Source organism: Nocardia sp. NPDC051756, from assembly GCF_040681495.1.
Classification (GTDB): domain Bacteria; phylum Actinomycetota; class Actinomycetes; order Mycobacteriales; family Mycobacteriaceae; genus Nocardia.
Genome location: NZ_JBFAYV010000004.1, coordinates 1,016,902 through 1,041,174, shown reverse-complemented (window position 1 = coordinate 1,041,174; position 24,273 = coordinate 1,016,902). Strand labels below are relative to the sequence as shown.

At 64.9% G+C, this 24,273-nt stretch carries 21 protein-coding genes and 1 tRNA gene; 15 read left to right on the top strand and 7 right to left on the bottom strand.

All coding sequences use genetic code 11. The features are described from left to right. Positions 1–69: 69 nt before the first annotated feature. The 3 genes from AB0M22_RS21655 to aceE all read right to left on the bottom strand — a co-directional run bounded on the left by AB0M22_RS21655 (position 70) and on the right by aceE (position 5,391). A complete protein-coding gene (locus tag AB0M22_RS21655) occupies positions 70–984 on the bottom strand; it encodes an ACP S-malonyltransferase (protein WP_364729431.1) in 915 nt (304 codons plus the stop codon). Positions 985–1,111: 127 nt separating this feature from the next. After that, on the bottom strand, positions 1,112–2,446 hold the full coding sequence (locus AB0M22_RS21650) for a helix-turn-helix domain-containing protein (RefSeq protein WP_364729428.1): 1,335 nt from the start codon (positions 2,444–2,446) through the stop codon (positions 1,112–1,114). An 11-nt stretch (positions 2,447–2,457) separates the two neighbouring features. Next, on the bottom strand, positions 2,458–5,391 hold the full coding sequence (gene aceE / locus AB0M22_RS21645; RefSeq protein WP_364729425.1) for a pyruvate dehydrogenase (acetyl-transferring), homodimeric type: 2,934 nt from the start codon (positions 5,389–5,391) through the stop codon (positions 2,458–2,460). Between the two features lie 207 nt (positions 5,392–5,598). Between aceE and AB0M22_RS21640 the strand changes: the two genes are divergently transcribed. The 4 genes from AB0M22_RS21640 (at position 5,599) to AB0M22_RS21625 (ending at position 7,339) form a co-directional block, all read left to right on the top strand. Next, positions 5,599–6,156, top strand: coding sequence for a hypothetical protein (locus tag AB0M22_RS21640; RefSeq protein ID WP_364729422.1), 558 nt, complete (start codon positions 5,599–5,601; stop codon positions 6,154–6,156). A 126-nt stretch (positions 6,157–6,282) separates the two neighbouring features. Continuing rightward, entirely contained in the window at positions 6,283–6,705 is a 423-nt protein-coding gene (locus AB0M22_RS21635) for a DUF3052 domain-containing protein (RefSeq protein ID WP_150408147.1), read from the top strand. Between the two features lie 75 nt (positions 6,706–6,780). Further along, positions 6,781–7,245, top strand: coding sequence for a peroxiredoxin (locus AB0M22_RS21630; protein ID WP_364729418.1), 465 nt, complete (start codon positions 6,781–6,783; stop codon positions 7,243–7,245). 19 nt (positions 7,246–7,264) lie between these two features. After that, positions 7,265–7,339, top strand: a tRNA-Val gene (locus tag AB0M22_RS21625). Here AB0M22_RS21625 and AB0M22_RS21620 read toward each other — a convergent pair. Then, on the bottom strand, positions 7,296–8,987 hold the full coding sequence (locus AB0M22_RS21620) for a recombinase family protein (protein ID WP_364729880.1): 1,692 nt from the start codon (positions 8,985–8,987) through the stop codon (positions 7,296–7,298). The genes AB0M22_RS21625 and AB0M22_RS21620 overlap by 44 nt on opposite strands. A gap of 844 nt (positions 8,988–9,831) precedes the next feature. On the opposite strand from AB0M22_RS21620, the gene AB0M22_RS21615 reads away from it, so the two are divergent. From AB0M22_RS21615 to AB0M22_RS21565, 11 genes are all read left to right on the top strand, one after another. Further along, entirely contained in the window at positions 9,832–10,854 is a 1,023-nt protein-coding gene (locus AB0M22_RS21615) for a hypothetical protein (RefSeq protein WP_364729415.1), read from the top strand. 396 nt (positions 10,855–11,250) lie between these two features. Beyond that, positions 11,251–12,345 carry a DUF4192 domain-containing protein gene (locus tag AB0M22_RS21610; protein ID WP_364729412.1) on the top strand — a complete coding sequence of 365 codons (1,095 nt, stop codon included), beginning with the start codon at positions 11,251–11,253 and terminating at the stop codon, positions 12,343–12,345. Continuing rightward, positions 12,342–12,635, top strand: coding sequence for a hypothetical protein (locus tag AB0M22_RS21605; protein ID WP_364729409.1), 294 nt, complete (start codon positions 12,342–12,344; stop codon positions 12,633–12,635). Before AB0M22_RS21610 ends, AB0M22_RS21605 begins: the two co-directional genes overlap by 4 nt. 531 nt (positions 12,636–13,166) lie before the next feature. Next, positions 13,167–14,132 carry a DNA-processing protein DprA gene (gene dprA / locus AB0M22_RS21600; RefSeq protein ID WP_364729406.1) on the top strand — a complete coding sequence of 322 codons (966 nt, stop codon included), beginning with the start codon at positions 13,167–13,169 and terminating at the stop codon, positions 14,130–14,132. Further along, positions 14,129–14,596 (top strand): magnesium chelatase domain-containing protein, encoded by a 468-nt coding sequence (locus AB0M22_RS21595; RefSeq protein WP_364729403.1) that lies wholly within the window; start codon positions 14,129–14,131, stop codon positions 14,594–14,596. Before dprA ends, AB0M22_RS21595 begins: the two co-directional genes overlap by 4 nt. Positions 14,597–14,803: 207 nt before the next feature. After that, positions 14,804–16,039: a hypothetical protein gene (locus AB0M22_RS21590; RefSeq protein WP_364729400.1), complete on the top strand. Its 1,236-nt coding sequence runs from the start codon at positions 14,804–14,806 to the stop codon at positions 16,037–16,039. A gap of 52 nt (positions 16,040–16,091) precedes the next feature. After that, positions 16,092–16,310: a hypothetical protein gene (locus AB0M22_RS21585; protein WP_364729397.1), complete on the top strand. Its 219-nt coding sequence runs from the start codon at positions 16,092–16,094 to the stop codon at positions 16,308–16,310. Beyond that, positions 16,307–16,864, top strand: a complete 558-nt coding sequence (locus AB0M22_RS21580) for a hypothetical protein (RefSeq protein ID WP_364729394.1) — start codon at positions 16,307–16,309, stop codon at positions 16,862–16,864. Before AB0M22_RS21585 ends, AB0M22_RS21580 begins: the two co-directional genes overlap by 4 nt. A gap of 79 nt (positions 16,865–16,943) precedes the next feature. Further along, positions 16,944–18,683, top strand: coding sequence for a ParB N-terminal domain-containing protein (locus tag AB0M22_RS21575; RefSeq protein ID WP_364729391.1), 1,740 nt, complete (start codon positions 16,944–16,946; stop codon positions 18,681–18,683). Between the two features lie 90 nt (positions 18,684–18,773). Then, positions 18,774–19,484 carry a bifunctional DNA primase/polymerase gene (locus AB0M22_RS21570; RefSeq protein ID WP_364729388.1) on the top strand — a complete coding sequence of 237 codons (711 nt, stop codon included), beginning with the start codon at positions 18,774–18,776 and terminating at the stop codon, positions 19,482–19,484. Then, entirely contained in the window at positions 19,444–20,142 is a 699-nt protein-coding gene (locus AB0M22_RS21565) for a bifunctional DNA primase/polymerase (protein WP_364729385.1), read from the top strand. The genes AB0M22_RS21570 and AB0M22_RS21565 overlap by 41 nt, the downstream gene beginning before the upstream one ends. Positions 20,143–20,381: 239 nt before the next feature. Here the strand turns inward: AB0M22_RS21565 and AB0M22_RS21560 are convergent, their stop codons facing one another. Genes AB0M22_RS21560 through AB0M22_RS21550 form a run of 3 tightly spaced genes read right to left on the bottom strand, consistent with a single transcriptional unit; the run spans position 20,382 to position 24,210 of the window. Beyond that, positions 20,382–21,983: a carboxylesterase family protein gene (locus AB0M22_RS21560; protein ID WP_364729382.1), complete on the bottom strand. Its 1,602-nt coding sequence runs from the start codon at positions 21,981–21,983 to the stop codon at positions 20,382–20,384. Between the two features lie 54 nt (positions 21,984–22,037). Next, positions 22,038–23,561, bottom strand: a complete 1,524-nt coding sequence (locus AB0M22_RS21555) for a UbiD family decarboxylase (RefSeq protein WP_364729379.1) — start codon at positions 23,559–23,561, stop codon at positions 22,038–22,040. A 40-nt stretch (positions 23,562–23,601) separates the two neighbouring features. Beyond that, a complete protein-coding gene (locus AB0M22_RS21550; protein WP_364729376.1) occupies positions 23,602–24,210 on the bottom strand; it encodes a UbiX family flavin prenyltransferase in 609 nt (202 codons plus the stop codon). Positions 24,211–24,273 lie beyond the last annotated feature (63 nt).

The following is a 24,273-nucleotide window of genomic DNA, read 5'->3' as shown; positions in this document are numbered from 1 at the left end:
TCGAGACGGCCGAAGGTTACGTCCGCTCGGTCACAACCGTGCATATCGATGCATGGCTGCGCAGGAAAGCTAGCCGGAGATGCTTACCCCGGCCAACGCGGGGAGGTCTTCCGGGGTCTTCAAGGCCACTGTGCGTGTGCCCTTCAGCTCCCGTTTCGCAATGCCGACGAGGGTGCCCGCCGGTGGCAACTCTGCCACCATGGAAACCTCTGCCCGCCTTACGGTTTCGGTGCACAGATCCCATCGGACGGGCCGGGTGACCTGGGCAGCAAGCTTGTTGATCGCGTCGCGACCCGAGGTGACCGGCTTGCCGTCGAAGTTCGACAGCAACGTCCTGGTCGGGTTGTTCGGCACGATCTGCGATATGGCATCGGTCACAGCCTCCTGTGCCGGCGCCATGAACGCCGTGTGGAAAGCACCCGCGACGGGCAGCGCGCGAATCCTTGCCTTCTCCGGCGGGTTCGCGGCGAGTTCCGCCAGCGCGTCCAACCTGCCCGCGGCCACAATCTGGCCCGCCGCGTTGCGGTTGGCCGGAATGAGGTCGAGCTCTGCGAGCCGTGCGAGCACGGTGGCCTCATCGCCACCGAGCACCGCGGACATGCCGGTCGGTTCCAACGCGCACGCCTTGGCCATCTCCGAACCACGGATGGCGGCCAATCGCACCGCGTCATCCGGGGAGATGACCCCGGCGACCGCGGCGGCGGCGAGTTCACCGACCGAGTGCCCGGCGACGATGGTAGCGGCCGGAAGCGCATCCGTGGGGATTTCCGCATAGGCGAGCAACGCGGCGGCCACGACGAGTGGCTGGGTCACTGCGGTATCGGTTATCTCCTCCGCCGTCGCGGTGGTGCCGAGGCGAACCAGGTCCAGGCCGGAAGCCATGGACCAGAGGATAAGCCGGTCACGCGCGCCAGGGAGATCGAGCCAAGGCGCGAGCATGCCGGGAGTCTGGGACCCCTGTCCAGGGGCGAACAACGCGATCACTCCCTAAGAGAACACTGTGAGGTGCCTCGCCGGAGATGTCGACGCGAATGAAGCTTGCCCTCGCGTTTTGTGGGAGTCCCACAAAAGGCCACGTGGGTCGATCGGATCGAACGTCCCACGAATTCCGTTACAGGCCCTCTTCGCCCAATGTGAAATGAGTGGCCTCTGGGGTTGGTGTTGACGTTTCGTTACGGGTTCGTGTCAAACGACCCACGGTGGCGGCGATTCTGAGCACATACGCGTCCCGCGGATTCATCGGATCACGTCCCGTGATTTCGGCAATCCGCTTGAGGCGGTAGCGAACGGTATTTGGATGGACGTACAACTGACGCGCGCACGTCTCGACGGCTCCACCGCAATCCAGATAGGCCTCGAGCGTGTCCGCCAGTGACGATCCCGCCGAGGCCAACGGAAGGACAAGATACTCGTTCAACGCGTCGATCGCAGCTCGATCGCCGAGCAATGCGCGTTCCGGCAGCAATTCGGTCGCATGCACCGGGCGTGGCGCGCCGCGCCAGCCCACCACGGCCTCCATGCCGGCCAGCGCTTCGACCGCGCTGGCGTGCGCGGCGCCCAGCGTGCGGGTGGTCGGGCCGATCACCACCGGGCCGTCGGAGAAGACGTCGGCGAGCAGGTCGGCCAGAAACGGAGATATATAAGAGGAGTCGCCGAGATGGCCGCTCACGACCATCACCAGACGAGTGCCCTGTACTACAGCCAATGCGGCGCGGCCGTGCCGTGCGGCGATCGCGTGCACCGCGCCCACCGACGACACACCTTGCTCGCCGGGCGGGGTGCCGACCAGCACCGTTGCCGGTGCGGTGGCATCCCAGTTCAACGTGGCGGCCCGGGACAACATGTCCGGCCCGGTGTCACCACGCACCACGGCGTCGACGACCAGCGCCTCCAGCCGGGTGTCCCACGCGCCCCGCGATTCCGCGGCGCTGGCGTACACCGAGGCGGCGGCGAAACCGAGCTCACGCCCGTATCGCAACACCGCCTCGGTGAGCGCGACCAGCTGCCGGTCGTTGCGCGCCAGCGCGGGCAGCCACTGTTCGAAGAACTCCATGGCCACCCGGACCATGTCCACGGTCTGGCGCAGCGTCAACCGCCGCGCCAGATCCTGCGGGATCACCTGGAACGCGTCGAGGCTGAACCGGATATCGCTGTCCGGGTCCTGTAGCCATTCCAGGAAGTTCACCACCGCGGTCTGCACCAGCATCTGGACGCCGGCGCGCTGCGCGGCGTCCAGATCGGCGAAGAACGGCAACCGATCCTGCATCGACCCGACCGCCTCGGTAGAAAGACGGCCTGAGAACTGCTTCACGCGTTTGAGCAGCGTGTCCGGTAGTGGGTCGCGGGTTTGCCGGTTCGGGGAGAGCGCGCCCGTCGGCAGATACACCTCGTGCTCGGAAGAGCCCTCGGAGATCCGTCGCGGCCGCGGCGGTTTACGGTCCACCATCCAATCGTCCGCTACTCGCCGTCCCCGTCGGAACTCGAGGCGTTCTTCGGCGCGGCGTCGACGTCATCGATGCGGTACTTGCCCGCGGCCTCGATCACCTTGGCATTGTCGATCTTTCCCGCCTTCGCGAGCCCCGACAACGCCGCTACCACGATCGATTGCGCGTCCACATTGAACACCCGGCGGGCCGCGGCCCTGGTGTCGGAGAAGCCGAAGCCGTCCGTGCCGAGTGTGATGAAGTCGCCAGGAACCCACTTGCGCACCTGGTCCGGAACCGCACGCATCCAGTCCGTCGCGGCGACGAACGGGCCCTCGGCGCCGGAGAGCGCCTCGGTGATGTAGGCGGTGCCGTGATCCTCGTCCGGGTAACGCAGTGCGGCGATCTCGCGCTGCAACGCCTCCTTGCGGAGTTCACCCCACGAGGTCACCGACCAGACATCGGCCTGCACGCCCCACTCCTCGGCGAGCAGCGCCTGCGCGCGCAGGCCGTCCGGCACGGTGACGCCGGAGACCAGGATCTGCGCCCGCACCTCGCCTTCGCCACCGGCCTTGTACCGGTAGATGCCCTTGAGCAGGCCGGCGATGTCGACGCCTTCCGGCTCGGCCGGCTGCTGGTACGGCTCGTTGTAGAGGGTGATGTAGTAGAAGATGTCCTCGCCGCCGAAACCGCCGTCCGCCTTGCGAGTGTCGGTGCCGGGCACCGCGTACGGACCCGGTTCCGGGGTGCCGCCGCCGTACATCCGGCGCAGGCCGTCGCGAATGATGTGCGCGATCTCGAAGGAGAACGCCGGATCATAGGTGACCACAGCCGGATTGGTGGATGCGAGCAACAGCGAATGGCCGTCGTTGTGCTGCAGGCCCTCACCGGTCAGCGTGGTTCGCCCGGCGGTTGCTCCGAGCACGAATCCGCGCGCGAGTTGGTCCGCCGCGGCCCACAGACCGTCGCCGGTGCGCTGGAAACCGAACATCGAGTAGAAGATGTACAGCGGGATCATCGGCTCGCCGTGGGTGGAGTACGAGGTACCCACCGCGGTGAACGACGCCGTCGATCCGGCCTCGTTGATGCCCTCGTGCAGGATCTGCCCGACCGAGCTCTCTTTGTAGGCAAGCATCAACTCGGCGTCGACCGATGTGTACAACTGGCCGTTGCGGTTGTAGATCTTCAACGAAGGGAACCACGAGTCCATACCGAAGGTACGGGCCTCGTCCGGGATGATCGGGACGATCCGCTTGCCGATCTCCTTGTCCCGCAGCAGCTCCTTCATCAGCCGCACCAGCGCCATGGTGGTGGCGACGGCCTGCTTGCCCGAGCCCTTGCGCACCGACTTGTACGCCTCGTCGCCCGGAAGTTGCAGCGGCTTAGCTGTGGTGCGTCGTTCGGGCAGGTACCCGCCGAGCGACTTGCGCCGATCGAGCATGTACTGGATCTCGCGCGACTCCATGCCCGGGTGGTAGTACGGGGGCAGGTACGGATCCTTCTCCAACTCGGCGTCGGTGATCGGAATCCGTTGCAGGTCACGGAAGTCCTTGAGGTCCTGCAGGGTCAGCTTCTTCATCTGGTGCGTGGCGTTGCGGCCCTCGAAGTGCTTGCCGAGGGTGTAGCCCTTGATCGTCTTGGCCAGGATCACCGTCGGCTGGCCCTTGTGCGCCATCGCGGCCGCGTAGGCGGCGTACACCTTGCGGTAGTCGTGGCCGCCGCGCTTGAGGTTCCAGATGTCCTGATCGGACAGGTCCTGCACGAGCGCCTTGGTCCGCGGGTCACGACCGAAGAAGTGGTCGCGCACGTAGGCGCCGTCGTTGGCCTTGTAAGTCTGGTAGTCGCCGTCGGCGGTGGTGTTCATCAGATTCACCAGTGCGCCATCGCGATCCGCGCCGAGCAGCGCGTCCCACTCGCGGCCCCAGATCACCTTGATGACGTTCCAGCCCGCGCCGCGGAAGAACGACTCCAGCTCCTGGATGATCTTGCCGTTGCCGCGCACCGGGCCGTCGAGCCGCTGCAGGTTGCAGTTGACCACGAAGGTCAGGTTGTCCAGGCCCTCCAGCGCCGCGACGTGCGCGAGACCGCGCGACTCCGGCTCGTCCATCTCGCCGTCGCCCAGGAACGCCCACACGTGCTGATCGGAGGTGTCCTTGATGCCGCGGTCGTGCAGGTAGTGGTTGAACCGCGCCTGGTAGATGGCGTTCATCGGGCCGAGACCCATGGACACCGTGGGGAATTCCCAGAAGTCCGACATCAACCGCGGGTGCGGGTACGACGGCACGCCGTGTCCCGGACCGCCGTGGCTGTATTCCTGCCGGAAGCCGTCGAGCCGGTCGGTGCCGAGCCTGCCCTCCAGGAACGCGCGCGCGTAGATGCCCGGCGAGGCGTGCCCCTGGATGAAGATCGAATCGCCGCCGCCGGAGTGATCCTTGCCGCGGAAGAAGTGGTTGAAGCCGACCTCGTACAGCGCTGCCGAGGAGGCGTAGGTCGAAATATGGCCGCCGACACCGATGCCGGGGCGCTGGGCGCGATGCACCATGATCGCGGCGTTCCAGCGGATCCAGGCACGGAAGCGCCGCTCCACCTCTTCGTCGCCGGGGAACCACGGCTCGTTCTCGGTGGGAATGGTGTTGACGTAGTCGGTCGACGTCAACGCGGGGATGGCGACACGGCGTTCACCGGCCCGCTCCAACAGACGGAGCATGAGGTAACGCGCTCGGCCGGGGCCCTCACGGTCGAGCATTTCATCGAACGACTCGAGCCATTCGCTGGTTTCCTCCGGGTCGATGTCCGGTAGGTAGGACGCCACCCCTTCGCGAATAACCCGAACACGCTCGGTCGGCTGGACTTGCGATCCGTTCGGATCGCGGCCGGCCGTGGCGGCGGGATCGGATCCAGCGGGTTGCGCTGGAGCGGAAGAGTGGATCAGGTCGGTCAAATCTGCTCCTCGTACAGGGGTGGACATGCGGATAGCGTCGGTATCCCCGAGTGATGGCGCGTGGGTTTGCGTACCACTCGTTTACGTAAGGTCGGGGCGCACCCTCCATCCTTGCCGATGGTGTGCCCCAGGTCATCATGTCAGCAGGAAATCCAGTACCGTGCGCTGGGCAACATGAGCCGAGGCCGCGATAGTTTTCCAGCGCCAGCGAGGCGCACGTCATACGGGAGGACGATGAAGACGCTGGACCCGCGCGGGTTCGGATTGGTGTGCGCGACCGGAGCGGTCGTTGTCGGCTTGGTCGTGGCCGGCTGCGCGAACCGGGTCGAGGGCACGGCCAACCCCAATACCGCTGATCTAGCGGCCTATAAGACCGAGGCTGCCGCCTCGTCGGCCGCGGCGACCTCGTCCAAGCGCGCTGCGGCGCAGGACAAGGCGATCACCGACAACTGTGCGCAGTTCCCGACCACCACCGGTGTCGGGGTCTCCAAGTACAACGAGTTCATCGATGCGCACGACGCCAACGCCGGCGACTACGCCGCCAAACGCGAACTCGCCGCGTCAACCCTCGATGACGCCGCGAACAAGGTGGAGACCGGAGTCAACACCGGCAAGGACGCCCTGCCGCCGGATCTGGCGACAAAATTCACCGATTACGTCACAGCGGCGCGCGCGCTCTCCGCGGAGACCCGCAAGATGACCTACACCGCACCTGTCGGGCCGCTCAACGACGCAAGTAGGCGGGTCAACGACGCGCGCAACGCCGTCCGCGACGCTTGCCCGAAGCGCTGAAACGGTCCATGACACAACATTGGCACGCGACATTCCGGGCCATTTTCTGCGGATCGGCTTGCGCTGGCGGCCATAACCATGTTCGCTTGCAACTACCTATTGTCGGGAGTTGAGGAGGACACCACCGTGGTCGCCGCGGCGGACGCGCAGAACTACGCTCAGAAGCTTGGCATTACACACGGCTTGGTTGTCCAGGAATTGGGCTGGGACGAGGACGTCGACGACGACTTGAGAGCCGACGTCGAGGAGTCCATCGGCAGCGATCTTGTCGATGAGGATTCCGATGAAGTAGTCGACGTCGTGCTGCTCTGGTGGCGTGACGGGGACGGTGATCTGGTCGACGCACTGATGGATGCGATCGGTCCACTCGCCGACGAAGGCTTCGTCTGGGTACTCACGCCCAAAACCGGACATCCGGGACATGTAGAACCGAGCGAAATCGCAGAATCCGCACCGACCGCCGGTCTGACTCAGACCTCGGCGATCGCTCTGGGTAGCTGGGCGGGTAGCCGCCTGGTGCAACCGAAGGCGCCCTCGAAGCAGCGCTGACCCACCTTTCGCTATGGTGTCGCCGGGCGGTGATCGCGCCGCCCGGCGGAAACCCGACACGATGGAGGATTTGCGATGCCGCTCGAAGTTGGCACTGTCGCGCCGGATTTCACGCTCAAGGATCAGAACAACCAGGACGTCAGCCTGTCGGACTACCACGGCAAGAAGAACGTCCTGATCGTCTTCTACCCCCTCGCCTTCACCGGCATCTGCCAAGGCGAGCTGTGCAAGGTGCGAGACGAACTGCCCAAGTTCCAGAACGACAACGCGGAGATCCTCGCCATCTCCGTCGGCCCACCCCCGACCCACAAGATCTGGGCGGCCGAGCAAGGCTACGTCTTCCCGTTGCTCTCCGACTTCTGGCCGCACGGTGCCGTCGCGCAGGCCTACCAAGTCTTCAACGAGAAATCCGGCTACCCCAACCGCGGCACCTTCGTCGTAGACCGCGAAGGATTCATCCGATTCTCCGAGATGAACGGCCCCGGAGAGCCCCGTGACCAGGCGGCTTGGGAGAAAGCGCTCACCGCGCTAGATTCATAACCCGGTCGGCAACGATCAAGGGCGTATAGCTCAGCGGTAGAGCTCTGGTTTTACACACCAGCGGTCGGGGGTTCGAACCCCTCTGCGCCCACCATGACAGCCTTATTCAAACCGCAGGCCTTTGGTGCGTTTCGGTCTGCACGTGCACGCTTCGACCGGGGGCTTTGCGCGCTTCGACAAGCGTGAGCGGTCTTGTGGAGGTCCGCGAAGACCGGGTTCATGTCATCTGTCACCCGCGGCACCACCGAGCCCGCGAGGTCATCGATGTAGAAGCGACGGTAGAACGTCTCGTTCAGGCGCCTGCGAACCTCGGGGCCGGCATCGCGATAGAGAGCGTAGGGGTCGGCGATCAAATCCAGTGCATGACGCAACACGCCTGTACCAATCGAAAGCTCCTCAGATGTGTTGACCAATCCTGCCTCGAGTCGGGTGCGCTGGCGCTTGATCTCCATCAGCTTCGTACGAATCTTCGCCTTGGGCATCGACCCGTCGGCCAAGAGGTCGACCAGACGGCTCTCCTTCTGGTCCAGTTCCTTCAGCTGACGATTCAGATTCGTGTGCATCTCACGCGTGGCCGTCTGCTCGTCAGCGACGACCTCTTCCAGCAGTGCCCGGGTCGATGAGGTGAAATCGCTTGGCAGCTGGAGGGTGCGGTAGTGGCTCGCAACGGCTTCCTCGACCGCCTCGACTGGTAGCGCCGGAAGATCGCACAGGCCTTCTTTGCTTCGTCGGCAGATGAAGTACGGGTACCGAGTGCCGTTCCGGCCGGTGGACTCGCTGTACACCAGGCGGGAAACTTCCTCCCTACCGCGACAGCGTGGGCAGAACAGGAACCCCTTCAGGTAGTGATCGTGGACCCGGTCGCGGTTGCCGTTCGCGCTCCGCCGACGAAGCACATCCTGCACCCGGTCGAAGAGCTCATGCTCGATGAGCGGCTCATGGCGGCCCGGATACGTCTCCCCCTTCCACACCACGTAACCGATGTAGTACGGATCGCTCAGCATCTTGTGCAAGGTGTTGGCCGACACCGGCTTTTCGACCGGCCAACGGCCGGTTGGCCGGCAAGTCAACCCGAGATCGGCCATGGTCGCTTCGAGGTCCTCGATCGAGTAGTCACCGGTCGCATAGAGCTCCCAGGCACGAACAACCAACGGGGCACGTCCCTCGTCAACCCTGATGGTGTTGACCTGATGACCCTCGACGAGGACTCGCGCGTTGACGTACCCGAGCTTCGCTCGGCCGCAAGTACCGCCATTCATGGCCTTGTTCAGCATCTTGATGCTGATGTCCTGACCCGACAGCTTGTTCTGCGTGTCGTTCCAGATATCGGTGATGGCAGCCATCATGTCCGCGTAGATACCGTCACCGAAGTCCTCGCGCGCCGAAATCAACTTCACGCCCATGAGGTCGAGCTGCCGCTTGGTGACGGCAGCATCGATGTAGTTGCGGAAGGCGCGGGACCGGGCATACACGATGACGTACTTGATCTGCGGGTTGTCGCGCAGATAAGCCATCATCGCCTGGAACGCAGGCCGCTTCTCGACGGTCTGCGCAGAGATCCCCGGCTCAACGAACTCCTTGATGATCCGGGCGGGCAGCGCCTCCGCGCGATGGTCGACGACACTGCGCTGAGTGGCGATCGAATTGCCGTCTGGATCGATGTCGCTTGCTGTGTTCAGCTGCTTCTTGTCCGAGACACGCAGGTATGCGACCGCCAGTTCAAGGACACCTGCAATTCCCACTACTGCTCCTCCACATTGCTCTGCTCCAGCACCAGCGCGATGACGGCACGGCTCAGCTTGCGCAAGTCTGGCGAATCGCGTTGCTCGCTCTCGATTACGAGTCGATGCTCGCGAGCCTCCCCGATCTGGGTGTGGCGGCGGTCACGCATCGTGCGATTCCAGATGGCCGTCCGTGCTGTCGCCGGATCGGAATTCATTGGCATTAGGCAGCATTGAACCTCCTCTATACCGAGACCAAACGCAAGCCCTCGCTGATTGCCAATAGATAGCTATAACGTCCGGGCAGGGCGCGGCTGTGGACCGCACTAAGCGAGGTCGCACTCGTGCATGCCGCCCACCCTGAGCAGATCCCACGACTGCGACCCTCGACATGCACCAACCAGTAGCGGCTGCTTAGCATGGTGTGGGCTCATTTCAGTTCGCCTCTACCCGCGCGAATTACTCAGAGATTGAGCGAATCGAGCAACCTCCGCGAGGAGCGGAAAGAATATGTCTTCGGGTTCTGTCGTCACAGTTACCCGGAATTATCGCTGCTCCGGTCTCGGCCTGCCGGCCACAACCCCCGGAGTACAACCAGATTAAGCCCGCGTATGGAGCGAGCGCAACAAGATCTCCAAGAACCACGGTCAACAACGCCGCGGTCTCCAACGACGGCTGACGAGTCAGCCAATCGGGCCGATCGGCCCTCGGCACAGGGCCATCAGTCTCTGGCTCGGCCATGCGGATGCCATGATGATCATGCAGGTGGGGCGCATAACGTGCCATACACGGTCAGCAGCATTGAACCGAGTGATACCACGCTGATCGCTGTTTCGAGCCGAGCACTGGCGAAGGGCGACACCACATGACATTGGCAGCCTCCGAGGCGGTAAACGGAAATCCCGCTCCATTCACCTGGCTCACAGCAGCCTCGATGCTCATTTTCTGCGCCGTCCTCTGGGCAATCGTTCGCTACATGCAACTGCATCCGCGAGCCGCGATGTGGGTATGGGCTGTGTCGATACTCAGTTTTCCACTGTGGATCTGGGGGCCGGGCCGCGATATCGGGCTGATCAACTGGTTCTCTTGGGCCAAGATCCTGTCCGTACTCATTCCGCTCATCGTCGTCGGAGCAATGCGCATCGCCGCCGCCGAGCAGCGCGAGGGTCGGATCTGGCGCCTGCTGCGGAATCCGAAATTCCTTTGGTTCCCCTATGCCATCCTCTTCCTGAACATCGCGGAAGCGACGCTGCGTGATGCACAGATCGGCAATTACTGGAACGCGGCAGTCGGTCTCGGGTTATGCCTGACCATTCCGTACAGCCCTCGCTTCTGGGAGATCCTGCCTGGCCGCAATGCTGAACTCGTCGCCTACACGACCATGGCGTGGAATTTCATCTACACCACCTGGAACCTGTGCTTCACATATGGCGGATACCCGCCCCAGGAGGAGCATTTCGCAGCCAGTATCTGTATTCTCGGCGTCGCCGAGATCTACCCGTTGGTCATGCGCAGGCCCGAGCTCTACATCATGGCGCGCATCTACACGCTGCCCGTGCTGATGCTAGTAATCGCCAACTACAACATCTTCCCGAAAATCATGCCGTCCGACGGGTGGTTCAACAACAACGTGTGGATCGTCTGGGGCGTGGTCAACTTCGTCCTGATGGTCCCCTACTTATTCTGGTACACATCGCAATTGGAGACCAGCAAGGCATTCGTCTCCTTCCGCCGCGGCGCAGCACGCGAGAAATTCATCCAGCGCCACGGAGACACCGTCGAGGCGCTGATGAAGCTCAACCGGTCTCTGGACGCGGGTGTCGCCGACCGGGTCGGGCCTGCGACAGCCGAGGTCGAACAGCACGGATCAGCAGCACACCGGAAGTAGGTATGGCGGCCGAGGAACGTGGCTACGGCTTCCGCACGCGGCCGAATCGCGGCCGAATCGCAGCCGGGAGGTCCCGTACCTGCAGCTTCTGAACTGAGAACCCGACGACAACGGTAAATGCTCCCTTGGGGTCGGCCCGCAGTCCCGTAACAAGGCTTTGGAGTCGTTGGGCGGCGGCCGGGCGCACTCTACGCCGGTGGCGACGGGGTCAAGGCGCGAAGGGCGTGCGCCTTGACACCCGTCTGGCGCCACCGGCGTAGCTGGAGTGCGCCCACCGCCCAACGACTCCATTGCGAGGCCTGGGGTGGGTTGATCGCTCGCCGCCCGGTGAGCGGCGACGAACCGACAGGTTTTCGGTTTGTTCGCGCCAATCCTGTTCCCAGTAAAGGAGTTACCGTGTCCTCCTCGCACGCCTATATCGAGGATCCTGGCGATCTCATCGCCGCGATTCCGGCCATGCTCGGTTTTGTTCCCGAACGTTCCCTGCTCATAGTGGTGTTGGCAGATTCGGAGTGTCATCCCCCGTCCGATTCGGCGCAGGTGTTCGCGATCATGCGCTTCGACCTCGAAATGCCCCCTGGCCATTGCGGCGAGCCCGCCGAAATCATTGCCGCCGCCGTCGACAGGGTATGCGCCTCCGCTGACTCGACCGAAGTCCTGGCCGTCGTGGTCGATGACAACGCCACCGCTACTGATAGCGGTCCCCATCCCGCGCTGATCACTGATCTCGTGGAACGTCTCGCCGATGACCGGATCGGCCTGGAGGGCGCGTGGGCGGTGACGGCCATCGAGCCGGGCTCGCGATGGTGGAGTCTGCTCGATCCTTCCTCCCAGGGCGTGGTTCCAGATCCGCAATCCTCGGACGTGACCGCAGCGATGAACGAGGAGGGGAAACCGGTGTACGCCTCCCGATCCGAGCTTGTTGCCTTGATACAACCGGATTTCCAGGCAGTGGAACGGGTCGAACGGTTGCTGCCGACGGCGCACGCCGAGGTCCGGCGCCGTGCCGCAGTGCTACGGCGTGACGACAATCCTGATGGTGGTCTCCGCTGGGGCATCGAGCGTGTACTCGGGCTGATCGCCGCACACGATGCCGGTGCACTGCCGACCGATGCTGAATCCGCGCAGTTCGCTGCCCTGGTGGTCGATGACCGTGTCCGCGACGCCTTGATGGCGACGGCGCTGAGCAACTACGCACAGGCAGCGCAATCGTTGTGGACCTATCTCACTCGTAGCCTGCCTTTACCAGAACGCGCGCAGGCCGCAGTCTTGCTCGCCTACAGTGCCTACGTTCGCCGAGACGGCGTCCTGGCCGGTATCGCGGTGCAGACGGCCCTGGATGCAGTTCCCTACCATCGCTTCGCGATCCTGCTCGAGGGCGCATTGGAAATCGGACTCGATCCGCACAGCATGCGGCGACTCGGGCGCAGCGGTGCCGAGATCGTGCGAGGAGTCGGCATCGAGATCGACCTGCCCGAGGATCGGTCATGACTCGGGTGCCGAACTATGAGCAGTGGTGGCAGACGATTGAGAATCGCCAAGCCCACCTGATGTGTTTCGAAGCCATCGGCTACGCGCGCGGATATTGCGATGCCGCAGCCATCAGCTCTAGCGATGCCATCGACTTCGGACGCGCCTACGCGGTCGTGGTCGCCTCAAACAGGTCACGACCATCGATCGAGGGTGCGTGGCGCGACTGGCAAGCCGGCCGCGACATCGACACCCTGTCCCATGACGTCGAGCCTCCCGAACAGTGCGAAAGCGGTTCGACTGAACCGTAATTCGCAAGTCGAGCGTGTTTGGGTTCGCGCGGACGGGCCGTGGGTCGGTGGGCGGGCGCACTCTACACCGGCGGGCGCGGTCTCAAGCTTCGCTTGATCCCGCTACAGCACCGCCGGTGTCTGTTGAGTGCGCCCACCGCCCCACGGCCCGCACCACAGCGGTTCGTCAGTCGCACTCTCCGCCGCGCAGTCGTTCTGCACCAACCGATTCCAGCTTTCAACCTCTCGACGTCCGGGCCGGATCGGACGCCTACAACGACGGCTACTCGGCGGCGTTCGCACGAGCTCAGCATCTCCGTGACGCCACCCCGTGTTCGGCACCTCACCCTGGCCCGATCGTCGTCCTATCCCGTGAAGGAGTTAGGTCATGAATCACCTTTTTTTCGTTGATATTTCGGTGACCGCCAAGTTCGGTCTGACACACGCACTCGACCGGCGGAGGTCCGTCGATAGTCGAGTCCAACACCGATTCGGTGGTGCTTTCCGTGCGAGGCAGCGTTGCCGTACGTCGTTATTCGCGAAGGTGTGGCGATGAGCGCCGATGCGCGGCGCCACGCGCGGGCGTTGCTGTCGCGGGCGGCGTCGGGCCCGTGTCGTCCGCTGCAGGCCTTGATCGCGGAGTTGGGTGTGGAGGATGCCGCGGCCGCGGTGGTCGCTGGTGATGTCCCGGTCGCGCTGGACCGTCGTGTGCTCGAGCGGGGCAGCAGCTTCGAGGTCGCCGCGCGGGATCTCGATCGCGTGCATCGTCTCGGTGGTCGTCTGATCACGCCCGAGGATGACGAGTGGCCGGCCGATCTGCTGCGCGCATTCGACACCGACTCCGACAACCCGGAATTTGTTGCCCCGCTGGCATTGTGGGCTCGCGGCCCGCTGTCACTGCGTGTCGCGACCGATCAGGCGATCGCAGTGACCGGGGCTCGGGCGAGCACCGAGTACGGCAACCGCATCGCTCACGACTTCACCAGCGAATTAGCGGTCGACGGCCACACGATCGTCTCCGGTGCCGCGTTCGGTATCGACGCCGCCGCGCATCGTGCCGCGCTCACGATTGATGCCGCGACGATCGCGGTCCTTGCGTGTGGGGTCGATCGGGCTTATCCCGCCGCTCATGAGCGGCTCCTTGCCCAGATCGCCGAGTCCGGGCTGATCGTGAGCGAATACCCGCCGGGGACAGTCCCCTACAAGAACCAATTTCTGGAGCGCAATCGACTGACCGCTGGCCTATCGGCCGCGGTGATCGCGGTCGAAGCGGGACTGCGCAGCGGCACCGCCAACACCATCGGCTGGGCGAACCGGTTACGGCGCCCGGCCTGGGCGGTGCCAGGGCCGGTGACCTCGGCGGCCTCGATGGGTTGCCATCGTATGATCGCCGACCGACGCGCCCGTGTGATGACCTGCGCCGACGATGTCCTCTTCGCGCTACCGGCCCCACCGTCGACCGCGTATCAATCAGCCAGGGCCACTGGAGCTCTGGCTGTTGAGCGAGGTCTGCGATGAACCCGGCGGTGGCATGGTCGGTCACGTTGGGTGCTCAGAGCGCAGACCCGTTGCCGGTGACAGCCACCATCAGTGGCTGCTCGCCTACCGGTTCACCGTGCGCGAACGTGACTGCGCAGTGCCGCGATCGCGTGCGCGCCGCGCTACTCAACAGCGGCGAGCGGTGGCCGGATGCCGTGGTGGAGTTGTCGATACCGAATCCACCTCAGCCTGGCGGGATCGCTGATCTGGCCGTGGGCGTAGCGGTCCTAGCGGCCGATGGGACGCTGGCGTCGATGCCGTTGGGCAAGGTCATGTTCGCTGCCGAGCTCGGGCTCGACGGCTCGCTGCGCTCGGTCGCGGGACCTGGGCGGCGTTCGATCCGGCTCCGGCGCTGGGCATCACCCACGCGGTCGTACCGCAGGCTCTGCTGCCCGAGTTCGGCGGGTGCAGCGGAATTACCGTTGTCGGCGCACCCACGCTGACGGCGGTGCTGGCCTGGCTGCGCGGCACCCGCGCACTCCCCTGCGCTGGCACCCACCGGTGGGCCCCGTAGAAGGCCCGTACGGACCCTCCTCCCCGGAAACGCGAGCACCGCGATTCGCCGCTGGCCGGTTGAACAAGGTTGCTCTGCAACAGGTTTCGAATCCATTGATGTCTCTGCCACCTCTACTCTTCTGGAAGGCCTTCTCATGTCGAATCCACAGTTTGTTCGTCATGCCGATTTCGGTGACATGGTCGCGTTGCTGCAACAGCAGCAGGCGAGCAAGGTCGATGTCGTCGCACCGGCCGCGTCCATGCGTGCCCGCGACGGCATGCTCGAACTCCTCGATATCGCACCGGTCATCGACGACAACGGCGTCACCGACGTCGCCGGGCTCTATCTGCCCACCCTGGCTGCTGATTCCCAGATCGGCACCAAACTCAAGATCCCCGCAGGCTATCTGCGCTGGCTGCGCGAGCAAAACCGCCTCGACCTCTACGACACCAACATCAACGGCCTGCTCCACGGCCCCCTCGGCCGCAACACCGCACCCGATCCCGATGACAAACCATTTCTGTTGCGGCTGTTCACTTCCGGGCACCCGAACCGGCCCGGCGTGCTGCGTGCGTGTCTGTCGAATCGCTACGGCATCGTCGACAACCTCGACCTGCTGACCGCGGTCATGGACGGTATCCGCCAAGTCGATGTCGAGGTCGATATCCGTTCGTGTGATCTGAGCGATTCGGCGATGCGGTGCAAGGTCTACTCCCCGCAGGTCCGCGCGTTGGCGCCGCATTTCCTGGCCAACTATCGCAACCCCTTCACCAACCCCGACCTCGACGCCGACCGCCGCCGCGTGGCCGGTGAGTTGGAGCGGTGGCGCCCGATCGCCGCTCGCGAAGGCCTGGGCTACACCCCCGGTAGCGAGCCGGTCATTGCCGCCGGGTTCCGGTTCTCCAACTCCGAAACCGGCCACCACGCCATCACCTTGAAACCGGAACTGGTGATCCAGATCTGCGGCAACGGCCTCTCACTCCCCTTGTTCTCGTACCGCAAGAACCACATCGGCGAAAAACTCGGCACCGGCGCCATCTCCTGGTCCCAAGACACCTACCGCAAAGAACTCGCCGTCATCACCGCCAAGACCCGCGACAAGGTCAGCGAATGGTTATCGACGGATTTCCTCAACGCCCGCGTCGACGAACTCGAAGCCCACGCCGGAACGCCAGTCACCCAGCCGGACAAGACGATCGAGGTCCTGGGCAAGAAGCTCGGCTTCACCGAGGCCGAACGCAGCGGCGTCCTGTCCCACTTCATCGCCGGTGGGCAACTCACCGCGGCCGGAATCGCCAACGCGGTCACCAGCTACAGCCAGACCGTCGCCGACCCCGACCGCGCCGACTCCCTCGACGACCTCGCCCTCAACGCCATGCACCTGGTGTGAAAACCATTGCCACATATCAGTTTCAACCATCACCACACAGGAGGTAATACCAATGACCGACACCATCAACCGGGAAGAATTCGATCGCCGCGCCCACTTCGGCGGCGCCGGGCCCGCCTCGGCGCTCGATGAAGCCGACCTGACCCGCTGGCGCAAGCAGCATCGGGACTGGAAAGCCAAATACTGGACCTACGTCCCCGTCGACGGTGACGAACACCTCTTACGCGTGGAGCCGATCAACGTCGCGGCCCGCGCGAAGGCTCGGCGATGAACCGCGGTTCGCGCCTGCTCGCCCACGAGCGCCGAGCGCGACGGCGCCGACGTGCACGCCACCCCTCCGGCAGGGCGCGACTACCCAGCGCGGCCCAGGTGATCACGGTCAGCTCCCATGCCCGCGACATACCCACTCGATCCGGTGATCCCGAAATATTGCGCCTGATAAGGGATCTGGCAGCCGTTTCCTGGCACAGTCACTACTTCGACTACCCAGGTGCGGGCCCGGACCTCGAGGTCGTTGCGACTGAATCGGAACTCTCGCACGATGCCTTGCTGGTCGGACTCGACCGTCGCATCCGCCACCGGCTTCCCCATCGCCGGCGGCGCCGGGTGAAGGTGCACACCGAACCCTTGGCGATGGTTATCGACCGGCTGGTTTCCCTGGCCATCACCCACAGTGTCCTCGCGGTCGCTGGTGATCGTCGCGGTGGTGTGCGCGAGCTCGACACCGCGCTGGCGGATCTGGCCCTGGGCTATGACCAGCTCGTTGCCGAGCTCACCACCGGACGACGACGGCAACCGCGTTTCGCCATCAGTCGCGCCATCTGAACATCTCACCCCCGAGGTAGGCACCGGACAGCTGCTATCTGCCCGGTGCCTACCTGTTTCACGATAGGAGCACCTCGCAATGACCACCACTATCGACACCCCGAAGGGCACCGACCCCTCCGACAACACAGAGCTTCCTCCCGAAACCGCGCAGCCCCACACCACGGATTCGACCGTGCCCGAGGCCCATCCGGAAGCCGAAGCCGCGTTCATGAATCCGCGCGACCTCATCATCGCCGAGAACGTCCGTCGCACCTTCGACCTCAGCGACCACCCCCAATACAGCGCCTCGATCGGCGAACACGGCGTTTTGACCCCGATCAAGGCCGACCGGATGCCTGATGGCTCCATCGAGGTCCGCGATGGCCAGCTGCGCACCCTGATCGCGCTGGAAATCGGACTGACACAAGTGCCGGTCTGGATCACCACCGCAGTCGATCCCGGCACCGCCGAAGCCGACATCACCCGCATCAGCGATCAGATCACCGTCAACCACCACCGCATCCCGATCACCGCTGGCGATCGCGCCGCCGGCATCGCCCAGATGCTCGACCTCGGCGCCCCGGTCACCCGCGTCGCCCGGGAACTGCAAACCGACCGCGACGAGGTCAAACTCGCCGGAAGAATCGGCCAATCCCCCACCGCACGACACATTATCGACGAGGACCAACTCGGCTTCGAGGAAGCCGCCATCATCGCCGACTACGACCTCGTCGGCGACACAGCCGCAGTCCAGCACCTACTCAACACCCCACGCAGCATGTTCACCTACGAGGCTCGGCGCATCGCCAACCAACGCGAAGAACGCCGCCAATTACTGCTGGCAGCCCTGCCCTACGCCGCAGCCGGATTCACCATCCTCACCCAGGACCCCGACACCGACAGCGTGGACGCCGCGTTCATCCCGGCAGCCCGACTGGTGACTGCCGAGAATCAGCCAGTCGATTTGGCGCAGATTCAGGCCGCGCCACAGCGGTGGGCGGTCTATTGCGATCTGCTGGAAGATGTCGCAACCCTCGACCGCGAAACCGGCGAGCCAGTCGATCCCGACACCGTCGATTGGGCTACCCACCGCTATCCCGATGCCACACCAGCTGAGGGCATGCGGCATGCCCGCGAGGTCGAGCAACACGACCTGTGGGACGCCCTCTACTACCTACCCGCCGACCAACTCGAGGCCGCCGGTCTGCACGAGTTCGTCGCAACCGCCGAACCCGTGGACACGGCCCCCGAAGTAGAGCAGCGGGATGGCTCCGACTCTGTCGACATCGGCCAGACCGAGCCGGATCCTGCTGCTGCCGAGCGCGCCGCGGCGCTAGCGCGTCAACGTACCGAAGCCCGAGAGCGTGCCGAGCAGGAACGGCGCCAGCGTGAGCTCGCTGAGCAGCGCGCGAGCGAGCTCGACAAGCTGGGCAAAGCGGCGATGGAAGCGCGACGGGAGTTCCTGCAGAAGCTGCTCTCCCGCAACAACGACCCTCCGCAGCAAGCCTCAGCGTTCGTGGTCAAGGCTGTCATCCTCGAGCCCGGCATGCTCGACAGCCACGACGCCACCGCGCTGGCCTTGGAACTGCTCGGTGTGAACGGATGGCGTTCAGAGCTGCTCACCAGCATCGAGAACGCTCGAGCACCGCGCTGCAGGGTCGTGCTCCTCGCGCTCGTGCTCGCTGCTCATGAGCAGCGCACCGGCAAGAAGGCCTGGCGCTACAACGACCCCAGAGTCCAGCGCTACCTGCGCTTCCTCGCCGAGATCGGACACACCCTCACTCCCATCGAACAAGTCGCCGTCGGCGACCGCGACGCCGACACCATCGAAATCTGACCCACCCCTTACCTATCCGCAGCGGCGCGCACCTATCCACGGTGTGCGCCGCTGCTTCTCATTCCACCCAACAACCCGAGGAGGAATCCCGTGTCCGCGGCCAACCCGTTGCGAGACAGTGCGTTGCAGGCGGCCGAACGCGGCTGGCATGTCTTCCCGCTGCGTCGCAATGCCAAAACTCCCGCCCTCGAAGGCGACTGGACCATTCATGCGACCACCGATCCCGACCAGATCCGCAACTGGTGGAACACCAACCCCCACCGCAACATCGCCATCGCCACCGGCCTCAGCGGCCTACTGGTCATCGACATTGACATCGAGCACCGCCGACCTGGCTCACCATCGAAGCCACCCACATCTCAGCAACTACTCGCCCGCCTAGCCGCAGTCACTGGTGATGGGGACGACCTGCGCACCTTTGCCGTGCGGACCCCTTCCGTTATCAACGGGTTGGTTCGGGCTCTCTTCAACGTCATCAACGAATGGAGCCGGTGCGTCTTTGCCTCGTTGAATCATTGTTATCAGGAAGGGTGCAACAACGACCAGAACCCATCGCGCCGCCCGGATCGGAGGATCGATGATCAGGAATTCCGCTCTGCTCCGCACGGCTTTGGCTACGGCAGGCCGTGGTTGGAGCGTTATCCCTTTGATCGCCCTAGGGAAGACGCCCGCGGTACGTGGTTGGGAAGAGTGGGCCACCACCGATCCCGATCGCATCCGCCGGTATTGGGCCGTCGGCGCCCGCAACAACATCGGCATCGTGACCGGAAAGTCGGGCCTTGTTGTCATCGATCTCGATGACAACCACGGCGCTCACGCGCCGACGAGGTTCGCCGGTGCGCACCACGGTCGAGATGTTTTGGCGCAGTTGGCAGCTCGTGCTGGCGAAGCAGTGCCGACAGACACCTTCACTGTCGCCACACCGACAGGGCTTCACCTGTATTTCCGGGCACCGACCGGGATTGCCCTACGCAACACGACGGCCAAGCTGGGTTGGCGCATCGACACCCGCGCCCATGGCGGCTATGTCGTGGCGGCCGGTTCGATCGTCCATAACGGCAACTACCGAGTCGTTCGCCCCCAGCCAGTCGCTGAGCTCCCCGGGTGGCTCGCCGAGGCGCTGACACCGCCCGCTCCATGCGATCCCAGGCCGCCGCTGTGGCTGCCCAGCACCCGGGCCGATGCCTATGTCAGCGCGATCGTCGAGGGCGAAACACGAGCGGTGACCGCTGCCGAAGTCGGCACGCGCCACATCATCCTATTGAAGGCCGCCCGCACACTTGGCCGATTAGTGGGCGGCGGAGAGTTGACTGAGCACGACGCCCGCAACGCGCTGATCGCGGCGTCAGCACCCCATCTCGGCACCGCTGGCTACACCGCCGGTGAGGTGGTGCGCACGATCGATGACGCCATCGCCTATGGCAAGCGGCTACCGCGGACAATTAGGTCGAACATCTGAGTGATGCCGTCGCTGGCTAAGCAGGGGGCCAACAATGAGGCGGCGGTACTGGTGGCCAGCCATGACAGCGTGGGGTACGGCTGCGCGGAGCTGAGTGTGTCAGCCAAGGGGGTGTATTTGTTGTGCGACTGTGGCGTCATCGCCGCCGAGAAGATCATGCACGCGGTTGTCTGCGACGCAGCGAGCACGTGTCGAAGCCTGATCGAATTCTGCGACGGGTACTTGGGTCCGGTTGGGTGTCAGCTGTGCCGCAGGGGCAGCGGGTCCAGTGGGTCATTCGCCCAGATTTGCTCCGAGGCGAGCTCGAGGTAAGGGCCGGTGGTGGAGCTGGCGTCGAAGCTTCGCGCCTGCTGGGTGTCGGGGCGGTAGGCGGGCCAGCCGGGGTCGCCGGTGGTGGCGAAGGCCAGCCAGTCGGCTTGCATCTGTTGGCCGAGTGTGACGGCGTCGGCGGCGGGCGGGTTGCCGTAGGTCCGGGTGCCTTCGGTGTCGATCAGGCCGAAAACCAGCGGGATCTCGTTGCCGTGGGCGGCGCCGATGGGAGTTTTGTCGTAGCGGAACTCATACAGGTAGGACCGGCCGCCGCCGGCGGTATGCGCTTGGGCCAGGCGCAGACTCGGCATGCGGAACAGGAAATCCGAGCACACGATCTGGTAGAGCTGCTTGTCGTCGGCCTCGGGGTAGGCCGCCCGATACGCTTGCGGGCCGTCGGGGACCGGCGGCAACAGCCGCAGGGCTTTGTCGATCTGCTCGGTGGTGATCTTGTCGGGCCCGCCGGCCATTGCGATCATGAAGTTGTACTCGTCTTTGGTGTGGCCGACCATGAGCGTGACGTCCTTGCTGACCCCGCGTGCCAGCGCCGGGTAGGGGCCCTCGGGCAAGGAGTCCGGGTCGATGACGGGACCGAATTCGGGTCCGGCCACCACCAGCCCGTACCCCCAGCGGTCCTGGTATTGCGCGATGTTCTTCGACACCGCCGCAGCCGCGTCGGCCAGGGTCTGCGGGTCGAGGGCGGTCAAGTCGGCCACGGTGGGCTGTTTGCCGACTCGGGCGGCGACCACTGTGGCGACGTCGGCGGCGAGCTCGGGAGTTTGCAGGGCGGTGGGCACACTTTGGGCGATGGCGCGCTGGAACAGTCCGCGTGCTGCGGGTGCGGCCAGCAGCATCGCGGTCGAGCCCGCGCCCGCGGATTGGCCGAAGATCGTGACCCGGCCGGGGTCACCGCCGAAGGCGGCGATGTTGTCGCGCACCCAGCTCAGGGCGGCGATCTGGTCGAGCAGGCCGCGGTTGGCGGGAGCGCCGGTGATCAGGCCGTAGCCTTCCATCGAGACCCGGTAGTTCAGCGAGACGACCACCACGCCTTTGGTGGCGAGGTTTGCGCCGTTGTAGGACGGCATCGCCGAGGATCCCATCATGAACCCGCCGCCGTAGATCCACACCATCACCGGCAGGCCGGAGGCTTTCACGTCCGGAGACCAGACATTGACCGTGAGCCACTCGTTCGAATCATTCGCGGTGTTCGCGGTGGTGCCCGGCATCACGGCTTGGGGCGGTTGTGGTCCGAAGTCGAATGCCTCGCGCACTCCGCTCCAGGGCGTGTGCCGCACCGGAGCTTGCAGGCGCAGTGTCCCGACGGGGGCTTCGGCGTAGGGGATGCCACGAAACACCGCGATATTGTTCTCGAGCTTGCCGCGGACCGTGCCCTCGGTGGTGCGCACCTCGGGCGTGCTGGAGTTGTTGCTCGTGGGGTTGGTGTCGGTGGCGCAGGCCGAGACGACCAGGGCTGCGGCACTCAACGCGGCACCTGCGCTGAACTGGCGTCGGCCGAAAGACTTGTCTGACATCGCATCTCCTTGTACGCGGGTCGCGAGACAGGTGTGCCGCGCGAGGATGAGTCCCTAGGGGTAGGAGAGGTTCAACTCGGGGGCGTAGGGGCGGGGATCGACGTCGAGGAACTGGGCGCGTTCGAAGGTTTCGCGCAGGTGGTAGGGGGCGGTGGCGTCGAAGATGGTTTTGGCGGTGGTGCCTTTGGCAGGCAGGGCGGGGTTGTAGTCGGGGTGCTGGCTGGGGTCCAGGACGTGTCCGGCGACGCCGGGGATCGTGATGATGTCGATATCGCCCTGCATGCGGGTTTGCATGGCCCACAGCACGTCGTCGGTGTCGAAGATGTCGACATCGGTATCGACCAGGATGATGTTCTTCAGCTCGGAGTAGACCCCGAACGCGATGAGGGCGGCTTGGTGGGCGCGGCCGTCGTCGAAGGCGGATTTCTTGTCACACGCCAGGATCGCGAGGAATTTACCGCCACCCGCGGTGTGGGCGTAGACCTCGGGGACGAAGCCGGGCATGGCCGCGTGCAACGCGTGGTAAATGCTTGCCTCGGTAGGGATCCCGGCCAGGCTGGTGTGTTCTTCCCCGGGGCCGACGAGGGTTTGCAGGATCGGATCGCGGCGGGTGGTGACGGCGGTGACCTTGATGACTGGCAGGGCCGGGTTGGCGGGGCCGTCGTAGCCGGGGAACTCCGGCATGGCGTGGCCGGTGTGGGTGTTGCGGTCCTCGGCCATCCGCACCCCGGGCAGGATGTAGCCCTCGATGACGATCTCGGCGCGCGCGATCGCCTTCTGCTCGACGGTGACGCAGTCGGCCAACTCCACCGGGCGCCCGCGCAGGCCGCCGGCGATGGCGAGTTCGTCGTAACCCAAAGGCGTAGTGGGGGCTTCGAAGGTCGCACCGATCGGGATGGCCGGGTCCAACCCCATGTTCACCGAAATCGGAAACGGGCGCCCGGCTTCCTCGGCACGACGACGGAACTCATCGATATGACGGCCGGGAGCGAAGAAGATCGAGATCTCGTCGCGGCCCTGCACACACAGCCGGTGGATGGTGACGTCGGTGCCGAGTTCGGGATCGCTGCCCAGCACCAAACCCAGACAGAAGTACGGTCCCGCGTCCTGCGGAGTGTTGGTGGGCGCGGGCAGCAGAGTGCGCAGGTCGAAATCGGGGTCGTCGGCGCGATGCACGACCTCTTGACAGGGAGCCTGGTCGGGGCCGACGAAGACCGGTCCCTGAGCGGCGCCGATCGCGTCGGCCATCCGCTGAGTCAACCGACGAGCGGGCGTATCGAGCAGGATGCCGACCCGCTCGCGACTTGCCATGAGCCCCACCAGGACTCGTGACCCTGGATAGCCGGTGAGGTTGTTGAAGATCATCGCCGGACCCAGCCGGGTGGGCCGCTGCACGGTTCCACCGGCGCCGATGCGCTTGTACACACCCGCGAGCTGGGCTGCGGGATCGACCGGATGATCGGTCTCGAGCAGCTGTCCGGGCACGCACCGCAACCGATCCAACGCCGAACGCAGATCGGTGATCGGTGGCAGAGCTGTCGTTGTATCGGCTGGGGCGGCGGTCTGCTCGACGGTCATCGACAATTCCTTTCTCGGGTCTGGCACGGTTGGACAAAGCTCATTCAGCGGGCGCGGTCGCGCCGTCGGACAGCGCGTGGCGCGCGTCGTGGAATCCGGTCCACTCCTGGCGATGCTCGGACTCCAGGCCGAAATGGCCGAGCAGGCGGCCGACGAATCCGTTCACGACCTCCGCCACGGTGACCGGGTGCTGGTAGAAGGCGGGCATCGGCGGGATGATCATCACTCCGAGCCGGGCCAGGGCGAGCATGTTCTCCAAATGGATTGCGCTCAAAGGCACTTCGCGGGGAACGATGATCAGCTTGCGCTGTTCCTTGAGCGTGACATCGGCCGCCCGGGCAATCAGACCCTCGGCGTAACCGTGCCGGATCGCGGCCACGGTTTTCATACTCGCCGGGACAACGACCATGCCGTCAGTGCGGAAAGACCCCGACGAGATCGCCGCCGCCTGATCATCAGGGCTGTAACTGACATCGGCCAGCGCGGCGACCTCACGCACGCTGCGCCCGGTCTCCCACTCGATAGTGCTACGAGCCCATCGGCTGATCACCAGATGGGTCTCGACATCGTCGCGCTCACGCAGTTCCTCGAGCAGTCGCACCCCCAGCGCCGCACCCGTAGCACCGGTCATAGCCACAATCAGTCGCATGAAGATCCTCCTCGATGATGGACGCGAGCAGAACTTAGTACGTATACGCACTATCAGTGTAGG